General features: G+C 74.6%; 18 protein-coding genes. 2 read left to right on the top strand and 16 right to left on the bottom strand.

The window, feature by feature from the left end; genetic code table 11:
- Positions 1-190: 190 nt before the first annotated feature.
- The 8 genes from ABWU78_RS07850 to rpmF form a co-directional block, all read right to left on the bottom strand.
- On the bottom strand, positions 191-604 hold the full coding sequence (locus tag ABWU78_RS07850) for a hypothetical protein (RefSeq protein ID WP_253052004.1): 414 nt from the start codon (positions 602-604) through the stop codon (positions 191-193).
- Between the two features lie 128 nt (positions 605-732).
- Entirely contained in the window at positions 733-3,129 is a 2,397-nt protein-coding gene (locus tag ABWU78_RS07845) for a glycoside hydrolase family 3 N-terminal domain-containing protein (RefSeq protein WP_439158044.1), read from the bottom strand.
- 267 nt (positions 3,130-3,396) lie between these two features.
- Positions 3,397-4,782 (bottom strand): ATP-binding protein, encoded by a 1,386-nt coding sequence (locus ABWU78_RS07840; RefSeq protein ID WP_439158043.1) that lies wholly within the window; start codon positions 4,780-4,782, stop codon positions 3,397-3,399.
- Entirely contained in the window at positions 4,779-5,492 is a 714-nt protein-coding gene (locus ABWU78_RS07835) for a LytR/AlgR family response regulator transcription factor (protein WP_253051996.1), read from the bottom strand. The genes ABWU78_RS07840 and ABWU78_RS07835 overlap by 4 nt, the downstream gene beginning before the upstream one ends.
- 177 nt (positions 5,493-5,669) lie before the next feature.
- Positions 5,670-9,899, bottom strand: coding sequence for an SCO7613 C-terminal domain-containing membrane protein (locus ABWU78_RS07830; RefSeq protein ID WP_439158042.1), 4,230 nt, complete (start codon positions 9,897-9,899; stop codon positions 5,670-5,672).
- Positions 9,900-9,992: 93 nt separating this feature from the next.
- Positions 9,993-10,901 (bottom strand): ketopantoate reductase family protein, encoded by a 909-nt coding sequence (locus tag ABWU78_RS07825; protein WP_439158041.1) that lies wholly within the window; start codon positions 10,899-10,901, stop codon positions 9,993-9,995.
- 32 nt (positions 10,902-10,933) lie between these two features.
- Positions 10,934-12,229, bottom strand: a complete 1,296-nt coding sequence (locus tag ABWU78_RS07820; protein ID WP_439158040.1) for a YibE/F family protein — start codon at positions 12,227-12,229, stop codon at positions 10,934-10,936.
- Positions 12,230-12,290: 61 nt separating this feature from the next.
- Positions 12,291-12,461, bottom strand: coding sequence for a 50S ribosomal protein L32 (gene rpmF, locus ABWU78_RS07815; RefSeq protein WP_154797174.1), 171 nt, complete (start codon positions 12,459-12,461; stop codon positions 12,291-12,293).
- Positions 12,462-12,638: 177 nt separating this feature from the next.
- Between rpmF and ABWU78_RS07810 the strand changes: the two genes are divergently transcribed.
- On the top strand, positions 12,639-13,010 hold the full coding sequence (locus ABWU78_RS07810; protein ID WP_253051988.1) for a hypothetical protein: 372 nt from the start codon (positions 12,639-12,641) through the stop codon (positions 13,008-13,010).
- A 235-nt stretch (positions 13,011-13,245) separates the two neighbouring features.
- Here the strand turns inward: ABWU78_RS07810 and ABWU78_RS07805 are convergent, their stop codons facing one another.
- The 3 genes from ABWU78_RS07805 to aztD all read right to left on the bottom strand — a co-directional run bounded on the left by ABWU78_RS07805 (position 13,246) and on the right by aztD (position 15,655).
- Positions 13,246-13,527: an HU family DNA-binding protein gene (locus tag ABWU78_RS07805; protein WP_087470693.1), complete on the bottom strand. Its 282-nt coding sequence runs from the start codon at positions 13,525-13,527 to the stop codon at positions 13,246-13,248.
- A gap of 177 nt (positions 13,528-13,704) precedes the next feature.
- Positions 13,705-14,118, bottom strand: a complete 414-nt coding sequence (locus tag ABWU78_RS07800) for a Fur family transcriptional regulator (RefSeq protein WP_308202292.1) — start codon at positions 14,116-14,118, stop codon at positions 13,705-13,707.
- A 124-nt stretch (positions 14,119-14,242) separates the two neighbouring features.
- A complete protein-coding gene (gene aztD, locus ABWU78_RS07795; protein WP_439158039.1) occupies positions 14,243-15,655 on the bottom strand; it encodes a zinc metallochaperone AztD in 1,413 nt (470 codons plus the stop codon).
- Positions 15,656-15,820: 165 nt separating this feature from the next.
- Here aztD and ABWU78_RS07790 point away from each other — a divergent pair, with 165 nt between their 5' ends.
- Complete coding sequence (locus ABWU78_RS07790) at positions 15,821-16,879, top strand: CobW family GTP-binding protein (protein WP_439158038.1); 1,059 nt, start codon at positions 15,821-15,823, stop codon at positions 16,877-16,879.
- A gap of 84 nt (positions 16,880-16,963) precedes the next feature.
- On the opposite strand, the gene ABWU78_RS07785 is transcribed toward ABWU78_RS07790, so the two are convergent.
- The 5 genes from ABWU78_RS07785 to ABWU78_RS07765 all read right to left on the bottom strand — a co-directional run bounded on the left by ABWU78_RS07785 (position 16,964) and on the right by ABWU78_RS07765 (position 24,316).
- Positions 16,964-20,500, bottom strand: coding sequence for a choice-of-anchor M domain-containing protein (locus ABWU78_RS07785; protein WP_439158037.1), 3,537 nt, complete (start codon positions 20,498-20,500; stop codon positions 16,964-16,966).
- A 194-nt stretch (positions 20,501-20,694) separates the two neighbouring features.
- Entirely contained in the window at positions 20,695-21,276 is a 582-nt protein-coding gene (locus ABWU78_RS07780) for a hypothetical protein (protein WP_439158036.1), read from the bottom strand.
- Between the two features lie 168 nt (positions 21,277-21,444).
- Entirely contained in the window at positions 21,445-22,389 is a 945-nt protein-coding gene (locus ABWU78_RS07775; RefSeq protein WP_439158035.1) for an anchored repeat-type ABC transporter permease subunit, read from the bottom strand.
- The gene (locus ABWU78_RS07770) at positions 22,386-23,243 is read right to left on the bottom strand and encodes an anchored repeat-type ABC transporter ATP-binding subunit (RefSeq protein ID WP_439158034.1); all 858 of its coding nucleotides are present in this window, start codon (positions 23,241-23,243) and stop codon (positions 22,386-22,388) included. Before ABWU78_RS07770 ends, ABWU78_RS07775 begins: the two co-directional genes overlap by 4 nt.
- The gene (locus ABWU78_RS07765) at positions 23,240-24,316 is read right to left on the bottom strand and encodes a choice-of-anchor M domain-containing protein (protein WP_439158033.1); all 1,077 of its coding nucleotides are present in this window, start codon (positions 24,314-24,316) and stop codon (positions 23,240-23,242) included. The genes ABWU78_RS07770 and ABWU78_RS07765 overlap by 4 nt, the downstream gene beginning before the upstream one ends.
- Between the last annotated feature and the right edge of the window lie 17 nt (positions 24,317-24,333).

Here is a 24,333-nt window from a genome sequence, read left to right as displayed (position 1 = left end):
CTCGAGTGCGGGCCCGTTCCTCAGGCTAGGAGCGGGGTACGGCGCCGCCCGCCGCGGCTGCACGATCGGTCGTTTCTGCGGCACGGACGGTCGTCGTCGTGCGCGACCCGTGCGCGGGGTGGTGCCTCGTCCGTCCGACGTGCCGCCCGGCGGACCGGACGAGCCCGCCGGACGGGCGAGGCACGGGTGGCTACTCCCCGGCCGGGGTGATGGTGCCGTCCTGGTCGATCTGCCACGTCTCGCCGGTCGCGGCGGAGTCGGCCTCGATCGTGTACTTCCCGTCCTTGATGTCGACCGTGCCCTGGACGCGCGAGGCGGCGTCCGAGGGGACGAAGGGCACCACGAGGAGGCCGTACTTCACGGTCGGCTCCTTGACGTCGCTGGCGAGCATGATCTGCGCCCAGCTGTCGTCCTCCGCGAGCGCGTCGGCGACCGCCGTGCGCGCGTTCTCGAGGTCGGTCGCCACGTCGACGTCGGCCGACTGGCTCTCCGACGAGGACCCGCCGGCGGAGTCGTCACCGCTGCCGCACGCCGTCAGCCCGAAGGCCCCCGTGACGGCGACGAGCAGCCCGATCCCCGTGGTCAGCGCCTTGTTCCGCTTCACTTCCTGCTCCTTGGTTCGTTCGTGCCGCGGGCCCACCCCGCGGCCTGGTCGGGGTCGGACGGCGCCGGGCGGGCGCCGTCCGCCCCGGACGGGCGGCCGCTCGTGCGACCGCCCGCCCGTGCGGTCCGTCAGTCCGTGATCGGCCCGCTGAAGTTCAGGCCGAAGCCGAACGCGTACGCGTTGCCCGCCGCGTCGGTGTAGGGCTCGGCGTCCTCCCCGACGTCCTCGAGCTGCTTCTCGACCGCGTCCATGGAGGCCGGGAAGCCGATCGGCAGCCGGCCCTGCGTCTCGTGCAGGCCGAGGGCCGACTCGATGAGCGCCTGGTCGCTCACCCCGAAGCCGACGAGGATCGCGTCGGACCGCGACTCGAACTCGGCCGGGACGGTCGGGTTCGTCGCCTTGAGGACGGTGATCACCGGGATGTCCTTGCCCGACGCCTCGACGGCCGCGAGCGCCCGGTCGAACGCGTCGAGGTCCGACTCGTTCGCGATCCGCGAGGTCTTGCCGTAGTAGGACCGGTTCTCCTGCGTCCCGTCCGGGAGCAGGTCGCCGGAGATCGACGTCTGGCGCACGTTCGCGCCGTCGGCGGTGTACGGGCGGTACTGCAGGGAGAGCGGGTACCACTCGCCGGTCTCGCTGTCGTGGCCGGCCTGCGAGAACGGGTTGCCGTTGTTGGGGCTCTTCATGCCCACGAGCACGAGGTCGACGTCGGACAGGTCCGGCGCGGTGTAGCTCGTGACCTTGCCGTCGGCGTCCGTCACGGCCTCGTCGGTGACGACCTTCCCGAAGTACTCCTCGGCGGTCTCCTGCGTGATGCCCGTGCCCTCGGTGTACTCGCCCGGGCCGAACACGCCGGCGAAGCCGGTGTCGTAGGACCGCGGGATGTAGACCGTCTTGTCCTTCCACGCCTCGGCGTCCGAGGCCGCGACGGTCCCGTCGTTCTTCAGCATGACGACGGAGTCGAGCTGCGCCTCGTAGCCGGCGTCGACCTTGTCCTCGCTGCCGACCGTCGCCGTGGAGGCGTCGAGGTCGAGGTACGGGTTCTCGTAGAGTCCCGGCTGGAACAGCATGGTGAGGATGCGCGTGCCGGACTGGCGGAAGCGGGTGTCGGCGTCGACGTCGTTCGTCCCCGCCTCGAAGTCCTGCTGCCACAGCTCGTGGGCCGCCAGGACGGGCTCGACGGCGTTGTTGCCGCCGAACATGTCCACGCCGTTCTTGAGGATCGCGTAGTGGCGCTCCTCGACCGTGAGGTCCTCGACGCCCCACGACGTCCCGATCATCGCGTCGGGGTCCGTGGTGCCGCCGGCGGTGACGCCCCAGTCCGTGACGACGACGCCGTCGTAGCCGTTGTCGTCGCGCAGGATGCTCAGGCGCTTCGAGTCGTAGGCCGAGCCGACGCGCTCGCCGAACAGCGGCTGCCCTTCGCCGTCCAGCGCGATCGAGTAGGCGGACATGACCGCCGCCGCGTCGAGCGCCCCGACGAACGGCTCGGTGTGCTGGTCGAAGTTGCCGCCCGGGTACACGCCGTACTTGCCCGCGGTCGTGTGGGACTCGCGACCGCCCTCGCCCGGCCCGTCGCCGGCCCAGTGCTTGATCATCGCGTTGACCGACTCGGTCCCCCAGCCCTCCTGGCCCGGGGTGCCCTGGAAGCCGCTCACGTAGGCCTGGGCCATCTCGGTGCTGAGGGCGACGTCCTCGCCGAACGTGCCGTCCACGCGCAGCCAGCGCGGCTCGGTCGCGAGGTCGATCTGCGGGCTGAGGGCCGTGGCGATGCCCAGCGCGCGGTACTCGGCGGACGCCGCCTCCCCGAACTTCCGCGTCTGCTCCGCGTCGAACGTCGCCGCGAGGCCGAGGTTCGACGGCCACCGGGAGATGTCGCCCGAGGCGTTGTAGTCCGAGGCGCCGGCGGTCGAGCGCGGGTCGGAGCTGAAGTTCACCGGCACGTAGGGCTCGTCCGCGGTCGCGAGCGACTCGGCGAAGGCCTGCATCTGGTTGGACCAGGTGACGTTGGCCTCGACGTCGTTCGGGCCGGCGTTGAGCACGTTGCGCAGGTGGGAGTCCGTCAGGTACTCCTTCTGCGCGTCGGTCAGCCCGTCGGCGGGCGACCGCTCGTGCGAGCTGAACAGCATGAGGCCGGCGATCTGCTCGATCGTCAGCTCCTCGGACAGCGCCGCGGCGCGGTCCTGCGCGCTCTCGCGCCAGTCCTCCCAGGTGTCGAGCGTCCCGTTCGCGTTCATGTCCTTGAACGCGTACTCCTGACCGTCGACCTCCTCGGTCAGCAGCTCGACGGCGCTGTCCGCGCCGTAGGAGAGCGTGGGGCCGTCACCCGGGTTGTCGACGACCACGAAGGCCGTGGTCCCGTCGGTGACCTCCCGCGTGGTGAACGCGTCCGACGCCTTCTCCTCGTCCGGGGTGCCGGCCGTGCACCCCGCGGTGGCCACGAGGGCCAGGCCCGCGAGCGCCGCCGCTCCCCGGACGCGCGCCGCCCTGCCGTCGAGCTTTCCCGCCGTTGTCGTTGTCCTCATCGACCTTCCCTTGTCGTCTCCGCGCTCGTCGGCCACCGCGCCGTCCCCGCCGCCCCACCGGGGCACGTGCGTGGCTGAGCGAGCTCTGCGAACCCGTCGAGGCCCGGACGTCGTGGTCCTGAGCCGCGCCGCCACGCTATGGACGGCGCGGGCGGCCCGGGCGGCGCGGTGCACGAACCGTCGCTTTGCGTGCACGATCGGTCGGCGAGGTCACGACGGGGTCACGGCGCGGGGGCCGGAGGTCCCGTCGGGTCGGGCCCGGAAGGCCTAACCGGTGGTGGCCCCCGACGTGGCCGACCGCCGGGCGGCGGCGGTGGGCGGCCGGTCCTGCGGCAGCGGGAGCAGCACGCGCAGCAGGAACCAGCGGTCCTCGGTGTTGACCGTCATGGAGCCGCCGTACTTCTCCGCGGTGTACCGGATGGACTTGAGGCCGTACCCGTGCCGGGTCCGGTCGGCGCGCCGCGTGACGATGTCGCCGCCCTCCGTGTGGAGCTCGCCGGAGAAGTAGTTCTCCACCGTGAGCAGCACGAACCGGTCGCGCGCGTAGACGGCGACCTTGATGATCCGCCGCTCCGGCTCGGGCACCGCCATGACGCCGTCGATCGCGTTGTCCAGCGCGTTGCCGAACACCGCGGCGACGTCCATGGCGGACATGAAGTCGAGCAGCGCGCCGTCGACCACGCACGTGAGGTCGATGTCGCGCTCGGCGCACTCCTGGCTCTTCGTCGTGAGGATGACGTCGAGCACCCCGTTCCCGGTGTCCGCCTGCCGGGCGTGACCCGAGATGCTGGCCTCCAGGTCGTCCAGGTAGGACGCCCGGCGTCGCGGGTCGACCTCGGCGCGGATCACGCCGATCTGGTGCTTGAGGTCGTGGTACTTGCGGTGGACGATCTTCATGTTCCGCTTGGACTGCAGGTACTGCTCGTGCTGGCGGCGGAGCATCTCGTCGATCGCCCGCACCTCCGACCGCGCCTGATGCTGGAGCCGCTGGCCCTGCTGCGCGTACAGCGCCACGAACCCGCACAGGTCGACGAGCGTGCGGATGTAGAAGATCTCCAGGCCGAGGCGCCCGCTGAACGGGGTGTTGGCGTTGAGGAAGCTGATGTTGCTCATGAAGAACGTGACGAGCGCGATCGCGACGGCCGACGCGAGCTCGCCGACCGTGACGTCGAGCTCCTGGTCGGGGCGGAAGTGCCGGGACTCGACGACGTACGCGACCCCGTACCCGACCGCGTAGACGAGGACGAAGAACGCGACCTGCCACGCCGTGCCGGGCCGCCCCTCGGGGAGGAAGAAGAAGCAGTGGACCTGCCAGTGCAGGGCCGCCACGAGCTCGGCGAGCACGAGCGCGCGGGCCGCGAAGTACCCGGCGTCCCGTGCCGAGACGCGCGCCGCCGCGACGATGAACCCGTACATGCACGCGACCGCGGCCGCCATGCCCACGGTCCAGAGCTGCCGCGGGAGCAGGTCGGCGAGGGCCTGCACGCCGACCTGCGCGCCGAGCGCCGCGGCGGCGAGGAGGACGAGGCGCGGGCGCGGGAGCCGCGGTCGCCGCAGGAGCACGTAGACGAGGCACGCGAGCCACTCGGCCAGCCCGGTCAGCGCGCGCGGGATGTCCGGCAGGGTCTCCAGGATCGAGGGTGCCTGGGTCATGCGCGCCGCGCCCCGAGGTAGTCGGTGAGCGCCGCGAGGAACGCCTTCTTGCGGGCCCGGCTGATGAGCAGGTCGTGCCCGCCCACCAGGAGCACGCTGCTGCCCTGGATGGCCAGCACGTGCCGCAGGTTGACGAGGTAGCCGCTGTTGCTGCGGAAGAAGTCCTTGCCCTCGAGCTGCGCCTCGAGCGCCTTGAGCGGCCCGACGACGGAGTACCGTCCGTCCACCGTGTGCACGGTCGTCCGGTGCTTCGCGCTCTCGAGGAAGACGATGTCGTCGGTCGACACGCGGGCGAGACCGCCGTCGACCGCGAGCAGCAGGTAGTCCGCCGACCGGCGCCGGAGCCGCGCGACCGACCGCTTGAGCTCCTGCGAGAACGCGAAGTACCGCAGCGGCTTGAGCATGTAGCTCAGCGCGTCGACCTCGTAGCCCTTGATCGCGTGCTGCGTCATGTTCGTGATGAAGATCAGCACGACGTCGGCGTCGACCTGCCGGATGCGCTGCGCGGCGCTGAACCCGTCCAGGTGCGGCATCTCGACGTCGAGGAGCAGGATGTCGAAGTCGGGCCGGTACCCGGCGACGACCTGCTCGCCGTCGGTGAACATGGCGACCGCGAACTGCTCGTCGTGCTCGCGCTCGTACCGTCGCAGGTACTCCACGAGCAGCGCGCTGCTCGCGGGGTCGTCCTCCACGATGCCGATCCTGATCACGATGCCGTTCTCCAGGGACTGTGCCCCCCGGGGCACGACCGCGCCGACCGGACACTGCCGTGTGCCGTCGCGGCCTCGCCCTGCTCCTCCGTTGCCGATTCGCCCGCCGGCACGCGGCGGGCCCCGATCATTATGGGCCACGCGGCGCGAAAACGGGCCAGTCGGTAGGGATTCGAGTCAGCGGAGGTCGCGCACGTACGCCGCGGCGCCGTCGTACGCGGCGATCCGGCGCTCGTAGTACGTCGCGATGATGAGCAGCAGGCCGCCGGCCGCGGCGAGCGTCAGCATCCAGGGTCCGGCGGAGATGCGCGTGCCGAGCTGGGACACGAACACGACGAGGATCTCGACCGGCAGCACCGCGACTCCCAGCAGGAACGGCGCCGCGAGATGCTTGCGCGTCCCGACGAGCACCGCGGCCAGCGCGAGCACGACGACGAGCACGGCCCGCCAGGTGCGCGCGTCGGTGTACGTGGCGAGGACCGACGGCCCGAGGAGCGCGAGCAGGCCGGGGGCGAGGGTCCGCCAGGAGCCGACGCACCCGACGGGCCACCCGGCGCGCGACGGCGTCGCGCTCGCCCGCGCCCCGGCCTGGCGGGCCGCCCCGGCCGGGCCGCCCGGAGCACCGGGGTCGTCGCCCGCCGTGCCGCCCGAGGTGCCGGGCACCGCCGTCGTGCCGGCCGCGAGCGCGAGGTACCCGGCGACGAGCAGGCCGGCGCCGAGCGGGAGCGAGAAGACCTCCACGCGCAGCTCGCGCGGCGACCACGCGCCGATCGCGGCGACGAGCGCGAGCGACCACGTGAACCAGGCGGGCGGGAGGTCGAGCCGACCGCGCACCGCGCGCCGCACCCCGACCACGAGGAGCGCGAGCAGGGCCACCTCGACGAGCCAGACGGTCGCGATGACGCCCCACACCGGCCGGACGTTCGCGACGGTCCCGACCACGGCGAGGGTGGCGGCGGGCGCCACGGCCCAGCGCCGCGCGACGTCGGCGCCCCGGCCACCCGCCACCACCCGGGCGCCCACGAGGCCCGCGCCGAGCGCGACCCCGCCCGCGGCGAGCGCCCAGGCGAACCCGAGCAGGAACACCGCGCCGCCGCCCGGCGCGTGCGCGACGTGGAGCGACTCGACGGTCCCGCCGGTCGCCGCGAGCACTCCCGCGCCGGCGAGCCGCAGGGCCGCGGCGCGTCGCCAGCCGCCCTCGCCGGTCCCGCGGCCCAGCAGCACCGCGGCGAGGACGCACCCGGCCCCGGCCACGACGAGGAGCGGCGCCCGGACGTCGCCCGCGCCCGGCGCCGCGCCCAGGGCGAGCACGGACGGCACGACGAGCAGCACCAGCCCCGCGCTCGCGAGCTCCCACCACCGGCGCCCGCGGCGCGCGAGCAGCGCCCCCACGACGAGGGCGGCAAGGGCGGGCGGCGCGGTGTACGCCTCGACGAGCCCGACCTCCGCGGCGGCGAGCGCCGTCCACAGCGCGGCGGTCCCGAGCGCGGCGGCGAGCCACCACTCGCCGCGCCGGTCCCGGTCGCGCGCGGCGAGGCCGGCGCCCACGGCGAGCAGGAGCAGCACCGCGACCGCGACCGTGGGCCCGGCGGCAGGGCGCCCGAACGCGAGCCCGACGGCGATCGCCCCCGTGAGCGCGGCGCTCGCCTCGACCGCGACGCGACCGGCGGCCAGATGGATCCGGGCCGTGACCGGGCGGGCCGCGGCGAGCGCCGTCGCCACGAGCAGCGCGACGACCGGCAGCACGACGGGCGACCCGCTGCCCGGCAGGAGGAGGGCGCCCGCGCTGACGACGGCGACGGCCGCCGTCGGCAGGACGAGCGCCGCGGCGAGGACGCGCAGCGCGGTGACCGACCCGGGCCGCCGCGAGCCGACGAGCACGATCTCGAGCGCGAGCATCGCGGCGCACGCGGCGACGGACCACCAGCTGCGCTCGTCGACGACCGTGAGGACGCCGAGGCCGAACGGCACCGCGGTCACGCCGAGCACGGCCCACCACGAGTCCCGGTCGACGCGCGGGACGAGCGTCACCGCGAGCGCGGCGAGCGAGGCGACCCCGGAGACCGCGCACAGGACCGCGACAGTCCCGGCGCCGCTCCACGCGAGCGTCACGCCGAGCACGAGCAGCGCGTAGCCGTAGGCGGTGCCGACGAGCGGGGCGTGCAGAGCGCGCGGCGCGGCGGCCCGCGCCGCGAGCAGGAGCCCGCCGACGACGACCGCCCCGGCCGTCGCGGTCGGGCGCGCGACCCACGAGCCGGCGACGAGGAGCAGGACGGCGGCGATCGCGCCCGCGACGGCGGCCGCGTACCAGGCGCGCGCCTCGGCCCGTCCGACCGGCACGGCACCGTGCCGCAGGACGGTTCGGGGGGCGGGGAGCGCCCCGGCGACCGGGCGCAGGGCACGACCGAGCCCTCGTCGGACGGCGCGGACGATCTCGCCCGGCGCGGCGCCGCCGGCGCCGACCCCCGGGTCGCCGGCCCCGGCCGCCAGGCCCGCCCGGTGCCCGTCGGGCGGAGCGGTCGTGGCGGGCCGGGCGGTCGCGACGACGAGCAGCGCGGCGAGCAGCGCCAGCAGGACCAGGGAGGCGATGCCCGCGAGCCGCGGGTCCAGCACGAGCGCGACGACGAGCGCGAGGAGCACCCACGGTCCGAGCGCGCGCCCGGTCCGCACGACCGGGGCGGCACCGAGCCGTCGCGCCCCGGCGAGGCGCGGGAACGGCACGGGGACGGGCGTGCGCAGCGGGAGCCGCGCGGCGACGAGGAGGACGACCAACGCGGACAGCAGGCCGAGAAGCGTCCCGTCGAGCAGCGCCGCGCCGACGGTGCCGCCGCGGAGGCCCTCCCCCCACAGCCCGGCGGACAGGACCCCGACGCCGAGCGGCGCGTCGTCGAGCGTCGCGGCGGTCCCGGCGGTGCCGGTCACGAGGACCTCCGCCGCGCGCACCCCCGCGACGGCCAGCGCGGGCCCGGCCCCGACGAGGGCGACGACCGCGCCGCCGAGGAGGGCGTCCGACCGTCCGACCGCCGGGACCGGGGAGCCGAGCACGCCGGACACCGCACGCGGCGAGGTGAGCGCGAGGACGAGGAGCCACGTGCCGGCCGCGAGGGCGGGGACGAGGCCGAGCCATGCGACGTCACCCCCGGTCCCGAGCAGCGCGCCCGCGAGGACGGCCGTCGCGCCGCCGACCGCGTACCAGCGCCGCTCGCGGGTCGTGACGCGCAGGAGCACGGCCGCGAGCGCGGCGCCGAGCGCGACGAAGGCAGCCCCGGAGCCGGTCGGGAGGCCCGGCGGGGCGGCGACGGCGAGCCCGACGACCACGGCGAGCGGCACGGCGACCGTGCGCACGACGCCGAGCAGCGCCTGCTCGCCCCGGAGGGCGCTGCCGACCCGCGCGCCGGAGCGCGCCGCGACGGGTGCCGCGAGCGCCGTGAGGCACGCCGTCGCGAGGAGGGCGGCCGCCCAGCCCCACGGCGCCTGCGCGGCCGGCGCCGCGACGAGCGGCACGAGCGGCCCGAGCACCACGGCGCTCGTCACCCACGCCCGGACGCGCGCCCGGTCCCCGACCACGCCGAGGCCGGCCACGACCGCGGCGAGCAGCGACGCGCGCGCCGCCGCGGTGCCGACGCGGTCGAGGCCCCACGCGCTCAGCGCGAGCTCGACGTCCACGACCGCGAGCACGACGGCGAGCGCCGCGACGGCCTCGGCGGACGAGCGCAGGCCGCGCGACCGCAGGAGCACCGCGGTCCCGACCGTGAGCACCGTGACGACCCCGGTCACGAGGGCGCGCAGGGCGAGGTCGTCCGCGAAGGTGAAGAACACGAAGACGACCGTCGCGACGGCGAGGAGCCCCGCCCCCGCCCCGGCGAGGACGGGCTGGAGACCCACCGAGCGCGACGGCGCCGCGCCCGGCACGACGACGGCGCGCGACCCCGCGGGTGCGGGCGGGACCGACCCGGCCGGCGACCCGGGCGACCCGGGCAGCGAGGGACGGACCGGCGCCGGACGGCGTGGCCCGGGCGCGGGCACGGTGCCGGCCACGGTCCCGGCCACCGGCGCGACGGCGGGCGGGCGCGGGCCCGCCTGTCCGCGGCCGGTCGGGTCGAGCGGGCGCATCGCGCCGGGCGGGCCGGCGGGGACCGCGCGCGCTCCGGGCGGCGCGGCGGCCGTGCGGGCCGCCCACGCGGCGGCCTCGGGCTGGGCCGCGCGCAGGGCATCGAGGGCGACCTGGCGACGCGAGAGCGCGTCGGCCGCCTCGCTCGACGCCGCGGCGACCTCGAACGCGAGCGGGCCGGTGAGGTCGAGCAGGCACCGGTCGCAGCGGGACGACCGCAGCGTCGCGGCGCACGCGGGGCAGGAACGCGTCTCGGGCAGCCGCGCCAGCGCGACGTCGACCCACGGCTCTCTCATGACGGACATCCTGGCGAACCTGTGAGGCGCCTGGGGACGCGTCCACAGGGGGTCGCGTGGCGGTCCGGTGAAGGCTCCCGGCGGACGCCGCCGTCAGCCGCCGAGACCGGCGACGAGCGCGCGCGTGAGCGGCGCGTCCACGCCCGCACGGTCGGCGGCCCGGACGATCGCGCCGCCGATGGCGTCCACCTCGAGCGGGAGACCGGCCTCGGCGTCCCGCAGCATCGAGGACTTGGCCTCCGGCGCGAAGCGCTCGTAGCGGGCGAGCGTCCGCTCGGGGTCCGACGGCGCCCCGCTCGCCGCGGCGACGGCCGCGACCTCGCGCACGAGCGCCTCGAGCTCGGCACCGTGCGCGGTCCGCACGTCCCCGATCGGGGCACGGTACGTCGTCGTGAGCAGGGCGAACGGGGCGAGGAACGAGAGCTTGGCCCACATCAGCGTGGTCTCGTCCGCGTGGACCCTCGTCTCGATCCCGGCCCGGTCGAGGAGCTCCCGCACGGCCTCGACGCGCTCCGGCTCGACGGCGCCGGGCGCGAGCCCCACGTCGACGAACGTGCTCGTGTGCTCGATCTCCCCCGGGGCGACGCGCGCCGACTCGACGCTGATCGTCGCGGGCAGCACGCGCCCGGTCCCGTAGCGTGCGCGCAGCACGTCGAGGTGGTCGAGCCCGTTGAGGAACGGGACGACGACGCCGTCGCCGAGCACCTCGGGCGGCACCCGGTCGAGCGCGTCGTCGAGCGCGGTCTGCTTGACCGCGACGAGCACGACGTCGACCGGCCGGTCGAGCCGCGTGACCGCCCGCGCGGGGACGTGGAGCTCGCCGACCTGCCGGCTGCGCACGTGCACCCCGTGCTCGGTCAGCGCCGCCGCCGTGGCCTCCCCCGCGAGGAACGTCACGTCGGCCCCGGACCGCGCGAGCAGCGCGCCGACCAGCCCACCGACCCCTCCCGGCCCCAGCACCGCTGCGCTCCGGCCGTCCCGGCCGCTCGTCGTCCCCGTCACCGTCGTCCTCCCGTCGTCCCGCCGGGCCGTCGTCAGGCCGCGGGGACCTCGACCCTACCCACGGGGACGGACCCCACGGACGCCGTGCCCGGCACGGTGAGCGCCGCGATGGCCGTGGTGATCGGGATGGCGAGGACGAGGCCGATCGAGCCGACGAGCGTGCGCACGACCTCCTCCGCGATCTCGCCCGAGGTGAGGCTCGTCGCGAGGCTCTGGTCGGAGAGGTAGACCGCCATGAGCAGCGGCAGGGCCGCGCCGACGTAGGCGAAGGCGATCGTGTAGACGGTCGAGGCGATGTGGTCGCGCCCGATGCGCATGGCGCGCGCGAACAGCTCGCGCCGGGTCGCGAGCGGCGCGACCGCCCGCAGCTCCCACACGGCCGAGGCCTGGGTGATGGTCACGTCGTTGAGCACGCCCATGCCCGCGAGGACGATGCCGCACAGCACGACGCCCTGGATGTCCAGGGCGGGCGCGTACTGGGGTATCCAGAGGGACTCCTCCGAGGTGAGCCCCGTGATGTTGGCCGCGCCCGAGCCCCACCACCCCAGCACGGCCGTGAGCGCGAGCCCGGCGAGCGTGCCCAGCAGCGCCGTCGACGTGCGCGCGGTGAACCCGTGCGCGACGTAGAGGACGACGAACATGACGAGCGACGACGTCACGAGCGCGACGCCCAGCGCGTCCTGCCCCGTGAGCAGCGCGGGCAGGGTGAACCAGGTGATGACGACGAACGCGCCCGCGAGCCCGGCGAGCGCCGCGAGGCCCCGCCAGCGTGCGACTGCGAGCACCACGACGGCGTACGCGACCGCGAGGATCCCGATGGGGAGCCCGCGCTCGAAGTCCATGAAGACGTACGGGCTCGCGCCCGCCCCGACGGCCTCGGCGATGTAGAGGACGCGAAGCCGGTCACCCTCGTCGAACCCGTAGGCGACGTACTCGGGCGGCGCGCTGACGGTGATGGCGTCGCCACCGACGTCCTCGCCGCCCGCGCGGGAACCGGCGTCGAGGCGGGCGGGCACCTCGCCGGTCTCCGCGTCGATCGGCCCGGTGACCGTGGCGCGCAGGACCGAGCTGCCCTCGGCCGCGACGGGGATGCGGTCCGGGACGTCCGCCGACGCGGGCCACAGCGCGACCAGCCCGGCCAGCGTGGCGAGCAGGGCGGGGACGAGGAGCGCCGCGAGCGTGAGGCGCACGCGCCGCGTCGCCGGGGCCGCCGGCCCGTGCGCGTGGCCGTGCCCGTGCAGGTCGGCGCGCGACCACCCGGTCTGCTCGCGCCGTTCCCGGCGCCCGGGGACGGGGCCGGAGGTCAGGTCGGGGCTCGGCTCGCTCACCCGAGGATGCTGCCACGGCGGGCCGACGGCGCGGGGCGGCACGCGCCGTCGGGCACCGGGGTCACTCCGGGAGCGTCACGTAGCCTCGACGCACGCCCGCGACGAGGCGGCGCGGGAGGGTGACCTCGCGCCCGTCGACGACGACGGTGACGAGCTCCGGCACCTGCGCCTTCCACTGCGAGCGACGAGCCCGGGTGTTCGAGCGGGAGAGCTTGCGCTTGGGCACGGCCATGGGGAGTCCTTCCGGTGGGTGGTACGCCCAGCCTAGCGGTTCATGAGAACGATTCTCAAGACGTTCGCCGGGCGGACGCGGGCGGGCGGTAGCATCCCGAGGGCCGTCCGCCCGTCCGGCGGCGACACAGCGGTCACACCCCGTCACAGCCAGCCACGAACGCCACGAGGAGCCAGCATGGCCACGGTCGACTACTTCCTGTCCGGCGACCCCGAGGTCGCCAAGCAGCACCTGCACGCCGCGCTCCAGGAGCAGGGCTTCACCGTCACCACGCGCCCGACGGGCCAGTGGGCCGCCGAGCGCGGGAGCAAGCAGAAGACGTTCTGGCTCGGCGCGTTCGCCGGCAAGGCGCAGCACCTCGTCTTCACGGTCGACTTCATGCTCCACGGCGACCAGCTCGTCGCCCGCATCGACCGCCCGACGGGGCACGGCGCCATGGCCGGTGCCATCGGCGTGGCCCGCTCGAACAAGGCGTTCTCCGAGGTCGACCAGGCGATCGGCACGCGCCTGACCCAGCACGGCATCCTCGCGAACGTCGTCCACGCCTGACCCCCCACCCCCCCGGCCCCCACCCCCCCCGGGCCCTCGACCCCCACCCCTCGCGCCGAACACGCCCCCACCCCGCGTCGAGAACGACCTGAGGGTCGTTATCGGGCGCATAACGACCCTCATGTCGTGTTCGGCGCTGGGGCGGGGAACGGGGACGACGAAGGCCCGGAGCCCCTCACGGGGTTCCGGGCCTTCGTGCTGCTGACCGGACCGGCAGCGGCCGGTCAGCGAGACGTCACTTGGCGACGGCCTTCTTGAGCAGGCTGCCGGCGCTGATCTTCACGCCGAAGCCGGCCGGGATCGAGATCTCCTCGCCCGTACGGGGGTTGCGGCCCGTGCGGGCGGCACGCTCGACGCGCTCGACGGACAGGAGGCCCGTGACCTTGACGGCCTCGCCCTTGCCCAGCGACTCGATGAGCACCTCCTGGAAGGCGTTGAGGGCCTTCTCGGCGTCCGCCTTCGACAGGTCGGCCTTGCTGGCGATGGCCGAGACGAGCTCGGACTTGTTGAGCGACATGCGAATCCCTTCTTCGGTTCACGACGCGCGGTGGTCACCACCCGTCGTCACGGTCTCAGTGTGCCAGCCGCGAGGCCGTGCACCGGGGACAACACTAGGGAACACGCGGAGTTTCGCGCGACTTCTCGGGCCGATCGCGTCCGGCGCGCCGCGCCGTGAGCCCCGCGCGCAGGGCCGTCAGGCGCGATCGGAGCGCGCCTGTCCGTCGCGAGCCCGGCACTCCGCGCACGTGCCGAAAAGCTCCACGACGTGCTCGATGTCCACGAACCCGTGCGTCCCGCCGACGCTCCGCGCCCACGACTCGACGCTCGGACCGTCGATCTCCTCCGCGCGGCCGCACGAGCGGCACACGAGGTGGTGGTGGTGCTCCGCGCGGGCGCAGCGCCGGTAGAGGCTCTCGCCCTCGGCGGTGCGCAGGCTGTCGACCACGCCGGCGTCCGCGAGCGCCTGGAGGCCCCGGTAGACCGTCGCGAGCCCGACGGCATCGCCGCGGGCCCGCAGGTCCTGGTGGATCGCCTGCGCGCTGCGGAAGCCCTCCTGCTCCTCGATCGCCTCGAGCAGTGCCGCCCGCTGGCGCGTCATCCTCTGCACGACACCCACCTCCCGCTCGGTCAACGCCCGAGGATCTCACGGGATTCCGGGGCACGCTGACGCCGCGGCCCGCCCCCGGGAGGGCGGACCGCGGCGTGTCGGCACCGTGCGGGCCCCGGTCGGGTCAGCCCTGCGAGGCCGTCTCCTCGTCGGCGTGCTCGTGGTCGTGGCCGTCCTCGGAGTGCTCGTCCTCCGCGTGCTCGCCCTCGGAGTGCTCGCGACCCTCCTCCGCGTGCTCGCCCTCGTCGCCGTGCTCGTGCGCGGTGTCGCTCGTCGCGGCAGCACCGGAGACGCCGTTGATCTCGTTGGGCTCGACGTCGAGGTCGACGCTGTTCCACACCTCGCCGGTCTCGATGTCGACGGCGTGGATCGCCTTGTTCGCCGGGTCCGTGACGTAAGCCGAGCCGTCGAGCACGAAGATCGCCGGGCGCGGGGACTGCCACTCGTCCGGCTCCTCCCACGCCTCGATGACCGGGATCGAGCGGACGAGCACCTTGGTCTCCGGGTCGATGACGTGGATCTGCCCGTCGGTGCCGAGCACGAGCGCCTCGCCGTCGTCACCGCGCGCGAGCGAGCGGAAGGTGTAGCTCGACGGGAGGTCGACGAGCGTCAGCTCGCCGGTCGCGGTGTCGGTCAGGGAGACGCGCGTCGGGCGCTCGAGCTCGGCGTCCGGGTCGGACTTGTAGTCGCCGAGGACGACGGTCGACGCCTCGGTACCGGCCTGGTTGCCGATGCGGCCGTACGCGTCGGGGCTCGCGACCTTGGTGATCTGCCCGTCCTTGTAGACGAGGACGCCGTCCTCGCAGCCGATGAGCACCGCGTCGTCGGCCGCGACGGCCTCGCCGTGGACGCCCGGGCACTCGTCGGAGGCTGCGATCTCCTGGTCGTCGGCGTCGAGCACGCGGATGCCGGTGCGGGCCTCCTCGGTCCCCTCGGACACGACGAGCGTGCCGTCGTGGAGCTCGATCGCGACGCCATGGTGCGCCTCGGGGGTCGTGTGCTCGCGCGTCTCGCGAGCGTCGTCGGCCACCGCGGCGGAGTCGAGGACGGTCACGTGGCCGGTGCCGTCGTCGAAGAGGGCGGTCCGGCCGTCGTGCACGACGACGTGGCCCGGCTTCTCCGCCTCGAACACCGTGTCGGTGAGCTCCGGGTCCGCCGTGTAGTAGTGCGAGTGGTCGCCGTGCGGCTCGGCCCACGTGCCGGCGTCGAGGACCTGGAAGCCGCCGGACGTGGAGACGAGCAGGTGGCGGCCGTCGCCCGCCCCGTTGAGGCGGTTGAAGCCGTCCAGCTCGATGTCGTCGACGACCTCCAGGGTCGTGGCATCGAAGACCTGGATGCCGCCGTCGTACGTGACGGCGAGCCGCGGCGTCACGGTGGCGGCCTCGCTGGGCACGCTCGTCGCCTCCTCGGTCGCGGTCTGGTCGGCACCGGGCTCCGCGTCGGTCTCGCCCGACGAGCAGGCGGCGAGGAACGTGAGCGGCAGGACGAGACCGAGAGCCGTCAGGCTCCGGGTCCGGGTGCGTGCTGAGGGGGTCATGCGTGGTCGGTCGTCGCGGGATCGGACGCGACGACCACTCCTTTCCGTGCAGGGGACGTGGCCGCGAGGCGGCTCCGCGCGACACCGTAACAGAAACTGGAATCATTCTCATTATCTCCTCGCCATCACTGTGCACCGATTCGACGGCGCGCTATCGTGCGCGGGATGAGCACGGCCCCAACATCCCGACCACGCAGAGCACCGCTCCCCGTGCTCGTGGTCTCGGGCTTCCTCGGGACGGGCAAGACGACCCTCGTCAACCACCTGCTCGCCCGTGCCGGCGGGCGTCGGCTCGCGGTCGTCGTCAACGACTTCGGTCCGACGGGGATCGACCCGTTGCTCGTCGAGGGCGGCACCGAGAGCATCGACAGCGTGGCGGGCGGCTGCCTGTGCTGCGCCGCCGAGGACGACGACCTCCCACCCCTGCTGACGCGGCTCGCCCGCGCACGACGACGGGTCGACGCCGTCGTGATCGAGGCAAGCGGCCTCGCGGAGCCCGTGACGCTCGCGCGGCGCGTCGCGCTGCACCCCGACGTGCGCGTGTCCGCGCTCGTGCACGTCGTCGACGCCGCCGAGGGGCCGACGACGCTCGCCCAGCACCCCCGCCTGGCGCGCCACGTCGCGGCGGCGGACGTCGTCGTGCTCAACAAGGCCGACACCGCACCCGACCTCGACGCGACGACCGCGTGGTGCCGCGGGCTCAACGCTGCCGCTCCGCTCGTGCGGACCGTCGAGGGTCGGCTCGACCCGCGTCTCGTGCTCGACGACCCCGCGCCGCGCACCGCCCCGTGGCAGCCGTCGCTCGCCCTCGCGAGCGAGGGCTACGTGACCACCGGGGACGGACCCGGCCCCCACGGTTCCGATCGGCACGACGGGCACACCCACGTGCACGACCTCTACACCGCGCACGACCTCGTCGCCGACGCCCCGCTGCACCCCGCGCGCCTCGCGGCGCTGCTCGACCCGCGACCGCCCGGCCTGTTCCGCGCCAAGGGCGTCGTGCGCATCGCCGGGCCCGACAGCGCGTCCTCGTTCACGCTGCAGGTCGTGGGTCGGCAGGTGCGCTGGACGCGTCGCCGAGGCCCGGGCGACGGGACGAGCCGGCTCGTGTGCCTCGGGGCCGGCATGGACGACGCCCGCGTGCGCGCGTTGCTCGACGCGTGCCCGCTGCGGCCCGGAGAAGCCGTGACCGCGGACGATCTCGGTCGGCTGCCCGGCCGGTAGCGCAGCAGGCGCACGCGACGACGTCGCCCACGTCGCGCCGGCCCAGGACGTGAACCCGGGACCGGCGCGACGCAGGGGTGGCGCTCAGGACCTGCGCAGCGGTGCGCGCTCCCGCCCGGGCGCCGGCGCCAGACGGCGGCGAGAGGCGACGAGCAGCGTTCCCAGTCCCGCGACGAGGAGGGCTGTCGCCGCTGCGGCTGCCGCGTCGAGACCGGTCGTCGCGAGCGACCCACCCCTCGTGCCCGACGCACCGTTCCCGGCGCCGGCGGTGCCGCCAGCACCATCGCCGGACGTGCCGGAGCTCGGCACGTCGGTCGGGCCGTCGGTCGGGCCGTCCGTGGGGTCGTCGACCGGGTCGTCGACCGCCGGAGCGACGACGTTCAGAGGCGTCCAGCCGACGAGCGAGCCGTCGGCCTGGGTCACGGCGAGGCGGTGCGCACCGAGCGCGACGTCGTCGGGCAGCACGACCGTGTACGTACCGTCCGCCGCGACCTCCGCGGTGCCGAGGGCGACCGGGTCGGAGAACAGCCAGGACGCCACGGTCTCGCCCGCCGCCTCCGGACCCACGGACACCGGGACCGTGTCGCCGGGCGAGAACTCGCCCTCGACGCGCACGGTGCCGCGGCGGGCATCGGTGAGGTCGTCCTCGCTCGGGGCGCCCGGGTCCGTGGGGCCACCCGGGTCGGTCGGCCCCACGGCGACGTCGTCGGCCGTCATGCCGCAGTGCTGCTCGTCGACGCGCCGGGCGTCGACCCCGACGGCGAGCACGAGCGTCCCGCCGTCCGTCGCACCGGGGAGCTCCGCTCCGGACGCGTCGAGCGCCGTCTGGCGCACGTCGAGGCAGTACACGCCCGCGGCGGCGAACGCCCACGTCCCGTGCGCGTGCTCCGCGTACGTGAGGGACGCGTGCTCGGCGCCGTCGAGCAGGACGCGCGGCGCGCCCCAGTCGTCGCCGGCCGAGTCGTAGAGCGTGAACGACCCGGGCCCGCGCACGTCGTCGAGGTCCCAGCGCACGGCGTTCGCGCCGGAGCCCTCGGCCGCGTCGAGGTTCCACCCGGGCCACACGAGGTCGGCCCGCGGGCTCTCGGGCAGGAGCCACACCGGGTCGCCGGGCTCGCCGAGGAACGCGTAGGCAGGGTCGGCGGGGACCTGCTGGCGGGCGCCCTCGGGGACGTCGAGGACGGCCTCGTCCAGGTCGTGCTCCAGCGCGGGCACCACGGAGTCGTCGCGGACGACGGTCTCGAGCACCGTGCCCGCCGCGTGGGCCGAGACGCGCGCGAGCAGGTCGACGTGCCCGCTGCTCAGGACCGTCCGGTCAGTGACGGGCCATACCGGGTCGGTCGGGTCGGTCGGGTCGGTCGGATCCGTGGGGTCGGTCGGATCCGTCGGGTCCGTGGGGTCCGCCGGCTCGCAGGGCTCGACGCCTGCTGGGTCGACACCCGCAGCGACGGTGAGAGTCGTGGTCCTCGCCACGGGTTCTCCGGCCGCCGTCGTGCCGGAGAGCGTCGTGGTGACGCAGTACCGTCCGGCGTCGGAGAAGCTCCAGCGCAGCAGGTTCGCCGCCCCCGGAGCCACCGTCGTCGACGTCGCCGGGTAGTCCGCGTGCGTCGACAGCAGGGCGCCCTTGTGCCCGGGGACGAGGGACTGCCACTCGTCGACGACGAGGAACGAGCCCGGGCCGTCGACGTCGTCGAGCGTCCAGGTGAGGTCGCCGTCGAGGGCGGCCGGGTCGAGGCCGGCCAGGTCGAGGCTCAGGTCGTTCGTCGCCGCGGACTGCGCGCGCAGCTCGTAGCCGCGCACGTACGGTTCCTCCGCGTCGCGCCAGTCATCGCGCAGGGCCTCCACGGACAGGGAGTGCACGGTGTCGCCCGTCGCGACGACGACGTCGGCGAGGTCGTGGCGCACGCCCGACGACGCCCGGTCGCCCTCGACGAGCGAGAGGTCCAGCCCGGCGTCGGTCAGGCGCGGCGTCAGGTGCGCGAAGTGCACGTGCTCGAGGTAGCGGGGCTCCTCGATGACGGCCGTCTCGCCGGCCGGCGCCTCGGCCGGGGCGACGACGTGGCTGACGGCGCGGTCGACGTCCGACTGCAGGCACGTGGGCGCCGAGGTCGGGTCGTACGACCTCCCGCCGACGACGAAGGTGAGCACGGTGTCGTCGCCGACGCGCGTGCCGTCCGTCTGGGTGGCATCGGCCGTGATCCGGACGCAGTACGTCCCGGGCGCCGTGAAGTCCCAGCTCAGGTGCTTGTGCGCGAGGCTCGGCGGGAGCGCCTGGTGCGCCTGCGGAAGCCCCTGCTTCGTCGAGAAGTACGGGGCCGCTCCGGAGCGCACGAACGCCTCGTCCGCGCCGAAGAAGAAGTCACCCGGTGCCGCACGGCCGTCGAGCCCGGTCACCGAGACGACGCGCAGGTTCGGCAGCCGCTCGTAGTCCGTCGCGTCGAAGTGCTCGGACGCGAGACCGAGCCAGGCGATGTTCGGCTTGGGCTGCTTGGGCAACCGGTAGATCGTCGCGCCCGCGGGCGCGAGGAACGTCGAGTCCGCCGAGGCCGTGGGCTCGGGCACGGTGACGCGCGCGGCGTCCGGGACGTGCACGACCGTCGTGGCCGGCTCGTGCCACGTCTCCGACGACGTGGTCGACTCGCGCAGCAGCAGGCGCAGCGCGTCGTCTCCGGGGCGCAACGAGAGGTCCGTGTGCGTCGGCGGGAGCAGGGCGTTGTTGCGCGGGTCGGTGAGGTCACCGGGATCGACGGGGTCCACCGGGTCGACAGGATCCACCGGGTCGACGGGCTCCTCGCCCTCGGGCGGGAGCACCTGCTGACCCGGGTCGACGGCGGCCCCGCAACCCGCCGTGGCGGCGTCCGGGACGTTGCCGACCGCGACCCGCAGCGTCACCGGCTCCGAGGAGACGACCTCGCCGCCGGTCGTGGTGATCTCGGCGCGCAGGTGCACGCAGTGGAGCCCGAGCTCGGTGAAGTACACCGAGTCGGACGTCGAGTGCTGGCCGGGGTTCATCGTCAACGGCTCGAACGGGGCAGCCATGTCGTGTGCGGCGTACCAGCCTCGCGCCGGCGTGCCCTCGATGAAGACACCGGGCTTGCCGAACGCGACCAGGCCGCCCCCCTCGACGTCGTCGACCACCCAGCGCACCCCGCCGGCCACGACGTCGGTCCGCGACATCCCGTAGGTGCTCAGGACGATCGTCGCGGCCGTGCCTTCGAAGCCGCTCGCCGGGACGGAGCGTTGCGTCCCGTAGACGATGGTCCCTTCCGGTCCCAGCGGTGCCCACGTCGCGTCGGCGGGGACGATGCCCTGCTTGGGGCGGGGCACGGAGACGACGACGTCCTCCACGCCGTACCGGGACTGCACGTCCTTGGGAGCGGTGGTCGTCGTCGACCCGTGTCCCAGGTCGATCGTCGTCCGGCCGTCCGCGTACGCAGCGGTGAGGAACGACACCCCCTCGTCGATCAGGACGGGAGCCCTCGTGGGGACCGTGGCGAGCGCGCCCGCCCCGTCGAGGCCGTGGGCCACCGGAGCGAGGGGCAGGGCGATTCCTGCTGCCAGCACTCCCGCCACCGCGGCGCGGCGCGCCGCTCGCCCGGCCGGGGTCCGGCGTCCTGTCATCTGTCGTCCCACTGCGTTCGTCCGTCCTGGTTCGTCGGGACGCGCCGTGCGTCGACGCGTCGTCCATCCGTTCACGTCCGGCACCCGCCGGGCCGGCGCTCGCGAGCCTCGTCGCCGACGCCTCCCTCCGGCGGAGCGCGGCAGGCGTGCGTGCGGGCGGGGCACAGCGCCCCGCCCGCACGCACGTGCACCCGTCAGGAGCTCTTGAGGGGGAGCTCCTCGGACGTCGCCCACGGCACGCCGTCGACGCTCACGTCGAACGTGAGGACGTACGTGCCGGTCGTGGCGAACGACCACGCGACGTCCTCGTGACCGCCCGCTCCGAGCGTGACCGACCCCGAGAAGGCGGTCTTGCTCGCCGAGAATGCGCCCGCGGTCCCGGCCGCCGAGAGCGAGGTCCCGGTGCTCGCCGCGTCGAGCGCGTTCGCCGTGAACTCGACCTCGGAGAGGTCGCACGACGCGTCCTCCTCCACGGCGAAGCCGACCGCCGGGCCGTTCGCGCCGCCGCCCGTGAAGGCCAGCCAGTCGCCCGCGGGCAGCTCGACGTGCGCGCCACCGACGTGCTCGTGGACGTGAGCGTGCACGTCCACGACCTCGCCGTTCGCGTCGCACTCGATCTCCGCCGCCACGTCGAAGTGTCCGCTCGTCCGGTCGGCGGCCGCCGCCGACGTGGCGAGCGCCGAGGCGAGCCCGACGGTCGCCACCGCCGTCCCGAGGACCGTGCCCAGAACCGTCACGCCCGTCCGGGCACCCCCTGCCGTACGCATCCGATGCATCGTCGTCTCCTTGTCCAGCCCGCTCACCCTGAGCGAGCATTACTGATAATGATTCTCAGTTAGACTCTGCGCAATCCCTGGGCCCCCACGTCTCACCCTGTGGACGAAGAGGGCACCGCTCGCCAGAGCCATGGGCGGGCGACCGGCCACGTCGACGCGGCGCGCGATCTACGGCGCCGTCGTCGCGGGTTCTCGGTCGTCCGACGCTCCGGGGGCCGGAGCCAGGCAGCCCGCCTCCTCCTCGGGCGTGCGCGCCGACGCGTGCGCACAGCGGCGTGCCAGGAGGCCGTGGCGCGGGGCGAGGAACCAGGCGAGCAGGAAGACGGTGGTCGCGACGAGGACGATCGTGCCGCCCGCGGGCAGGTCGAGGCTCCACGACAGGTAGAGCCCGACGAGCGCCGAGCCGCCGCCGATCACGGGCGCGAGGAGCATCATCACGCCGAGCCGGTCGGTGAGCAGCCGCGCCGCGGCCGCGGGGGTGATGAGCAGCGCGAGGACGAGGATGTTCCCGATCGTCTGGACGGAGATGACGATCGCGATCGTCACGAGCACGTACAGCACGAGGTCGAGCCAGAACACCGGCAGGCCAGCCGAGCGGGCCATCTCCCGGTCGAGGCTCACCGCGACGAACTCCTTGTGCAGGAGGAAGGCGAGCAGGAGCAGGACGGTCCCCGCGACGGCGACCACGACGACGTCCTCGTCGGGGATGCCCGTGATCGACCCGAAGAGGAACTGCTGCAACGACCCGGCGTACCCGGGTGCCGTCGAGATGACGACGATCCCGAGCGCGAACGCGGCGACGAAGAAGACCCCGATGATCGAGTCCTCCTTGAGCCGCCGGTTCTGCGAGAACACGGCCACGAGGACCGCCGTGACGACGCCCGCGACCGCGCCGCCGAGGACCAGCGAGCCCTGCAGCACGAAGGCGACCGCGAGGCCGGGGAAGACGGCGTGCGCGACGGCGTCGCCGATGAACGCCATGCCGCGGAGCACGACGTGGCACCCGATGACGCCGCACACGACGCTCGACATCACGGCGACGAGGAGCGCTTTGGGCAGGAACGCGAGGTCGGGATTGAGCAGGTCCTGGACGAAGTCCCCGATCGAGATCACGCGTCCGCCTCCTTCTCGTGGGTCGGGGCAGCGGAGGTGGAGGCAGCGGGAGCGAGCCCGAGCGAGGCGAGCAGCGGCGAGGACGCCGAGATGCCGAACGCGCGCATCCACAGGTCGGGGTCCGCGAGCTCCGCGGGCGTGCCCGTCGCGACGACGGTGCGGTTGAGCAGGCAGACACGCGTGCACGCGTGCATCGCCGCTACGAGGTCGTGCGTCGTCATGAGCACAGCCTGGCCGTCCTCGCGCGCGAGCTCGGCGAACAGGTCGGTGAGCAGCTCCTGCGTCGGGACGTCGAGGCCGGTGAACGGCTCGTCGAGGAGCAGCGCGCGGGGCCGCAGCGCGAGGGCGCGAGCGACGAGGACCCGCTGGCGCTGGCCGCCGGACAGCTCCCCTACCGGGCGCCGGCGGAGGTGCGTCATGCGCACGCGGTCGAGCGCCTCACGCACCGCGCGGTAGTCCGCCACACCGGCCCTGCGCAACCAGCCGATGCTCCGCACCCGCCCGGACAGCACGGCGTCCTCCACGGAGATCGGGAAGTCCCACGCGAACTCGTGCCGCTGGGGCACGTACCCGATCCCCGCCGAGGCGGAACGCCCGCCCGCGCCGTCCACGAGGACCTCGCCCGACCGGCGTCGGACGAGACCGAGAACCGCCCGCAGGAGCGTCGTCTTGCCCGCGCCGTTGGGGCCGATCAGCCCGACGAGCTCGCCGGCACCCACGTCGAGACTCGCGTCACGCAGCACGAGCCGGCCCCCGAGCTCGACCGACACGTCGCGCACCCGGAGCACCGGAACACCCCCGCTGCCTTCTCTCGTGGTCGACGACGTCGTGTCCGCAACGGCCGGCGCGCTCACGAGCGGTCCTTCGCGCCGTCGGCGGACCCCGCGTGGGCGTCACCGCCGTCAGCCTCTTGCTCGGCGAGCGCGCGAGCGCGGCGGCCCCGGACGACCGTCACGACGACGGCGGCCACGAGCACCAGCGCCGCGAGCCCGACCCAGAGTGCCACGCCGGACGCCGACGCATCCTCGCTCTCGGGGTCGGTGACCTCGTCCGCCTCGTCGGCGTCGTCCGCCGGGTCGGTTTCCGTGTCCGAGGCGTCCGTGGTGGGCTCGGTCGTCCCCTCGGCCGGTTCCTCGTTCGCGGCGGGGAAAGCGGTCTGCGGGTCGGTGGAGGTGCCGACCGCGAAGCGCAGGACGCCGGGATCCTCGACGTGGGTCCCGTCGGTGAGGTCGGCGAGCATCGTCACGTCGAGCGTGTAGACGCCGGGCTCGGTGAATACCCAGTTGGCATGGACGTGCGTGTTGACGTCCATCCACAAGTCCTGCGGGTACGCCGTCCCTGAGTTCCACAGGACGTTGGGCGGGCCCGTCACCCCCTCCTGGAGGAAGAGGAAGAACGAACCCGGCCCCTCGACCCCGTCGAGGCGCAGGGTCGCGCCCCGGTCGATGCGCTGCGTCACCTCGGGGTCCTGGGTGTTCCAGCCGAGCCACACCACGGCCTGGTTCTGGACCTGCGGCACGACGTACAGAGGCGCTCCCGGCTCCACGCCGAGGAAGGCGTAGTCCTCGCTGTCCGGTGCCTCGAGGATCGACTCGTCGACGACGTGGAAGACCGTCTCGTCGGGGAACCGCCAGACGGGTGGCACGGCCCGGTCGTCCCGGGCCTGGAGCGTCCACGTGTCGTCGAGGAAGCGCGGGCCGACGTCGACGTGGCCGTCGGTGATGACCTCACGCCCTTCGACGCTCGCCTCGTCGCCCTCGACGGTCTGCTGCAGCGCCGGATCGTCCTCGGTGTCGGCGGGCAGTGCCGACGCCCCCGAGCCGACGAGGAGTGCGCCGACGACGGCAAGGGTGACGAGCGCGGGCCGTCGCGCGGTGCCGTGCGACGACGCGTCGGCGTACGACCGGTCGGTGGTGCGGGTGTTCATGGGTGATCCTTCGTGCT

The organism is Cellulosimicrobium sp. CpK407 (assembly GCF_051844275.1).
Taxonomy (GTDB): Bacteria; Actinomycetota; Actinomycetes; order Actinomycetales; family Cellulomonadaceae; genus Cellulosimicrobium; species Cellulosimicrobium cellulans_G.
Note: the sequence above shows the minus strand (reverse complement) of the source record. Positions and strands in the feature narration are given on the sequence as shown.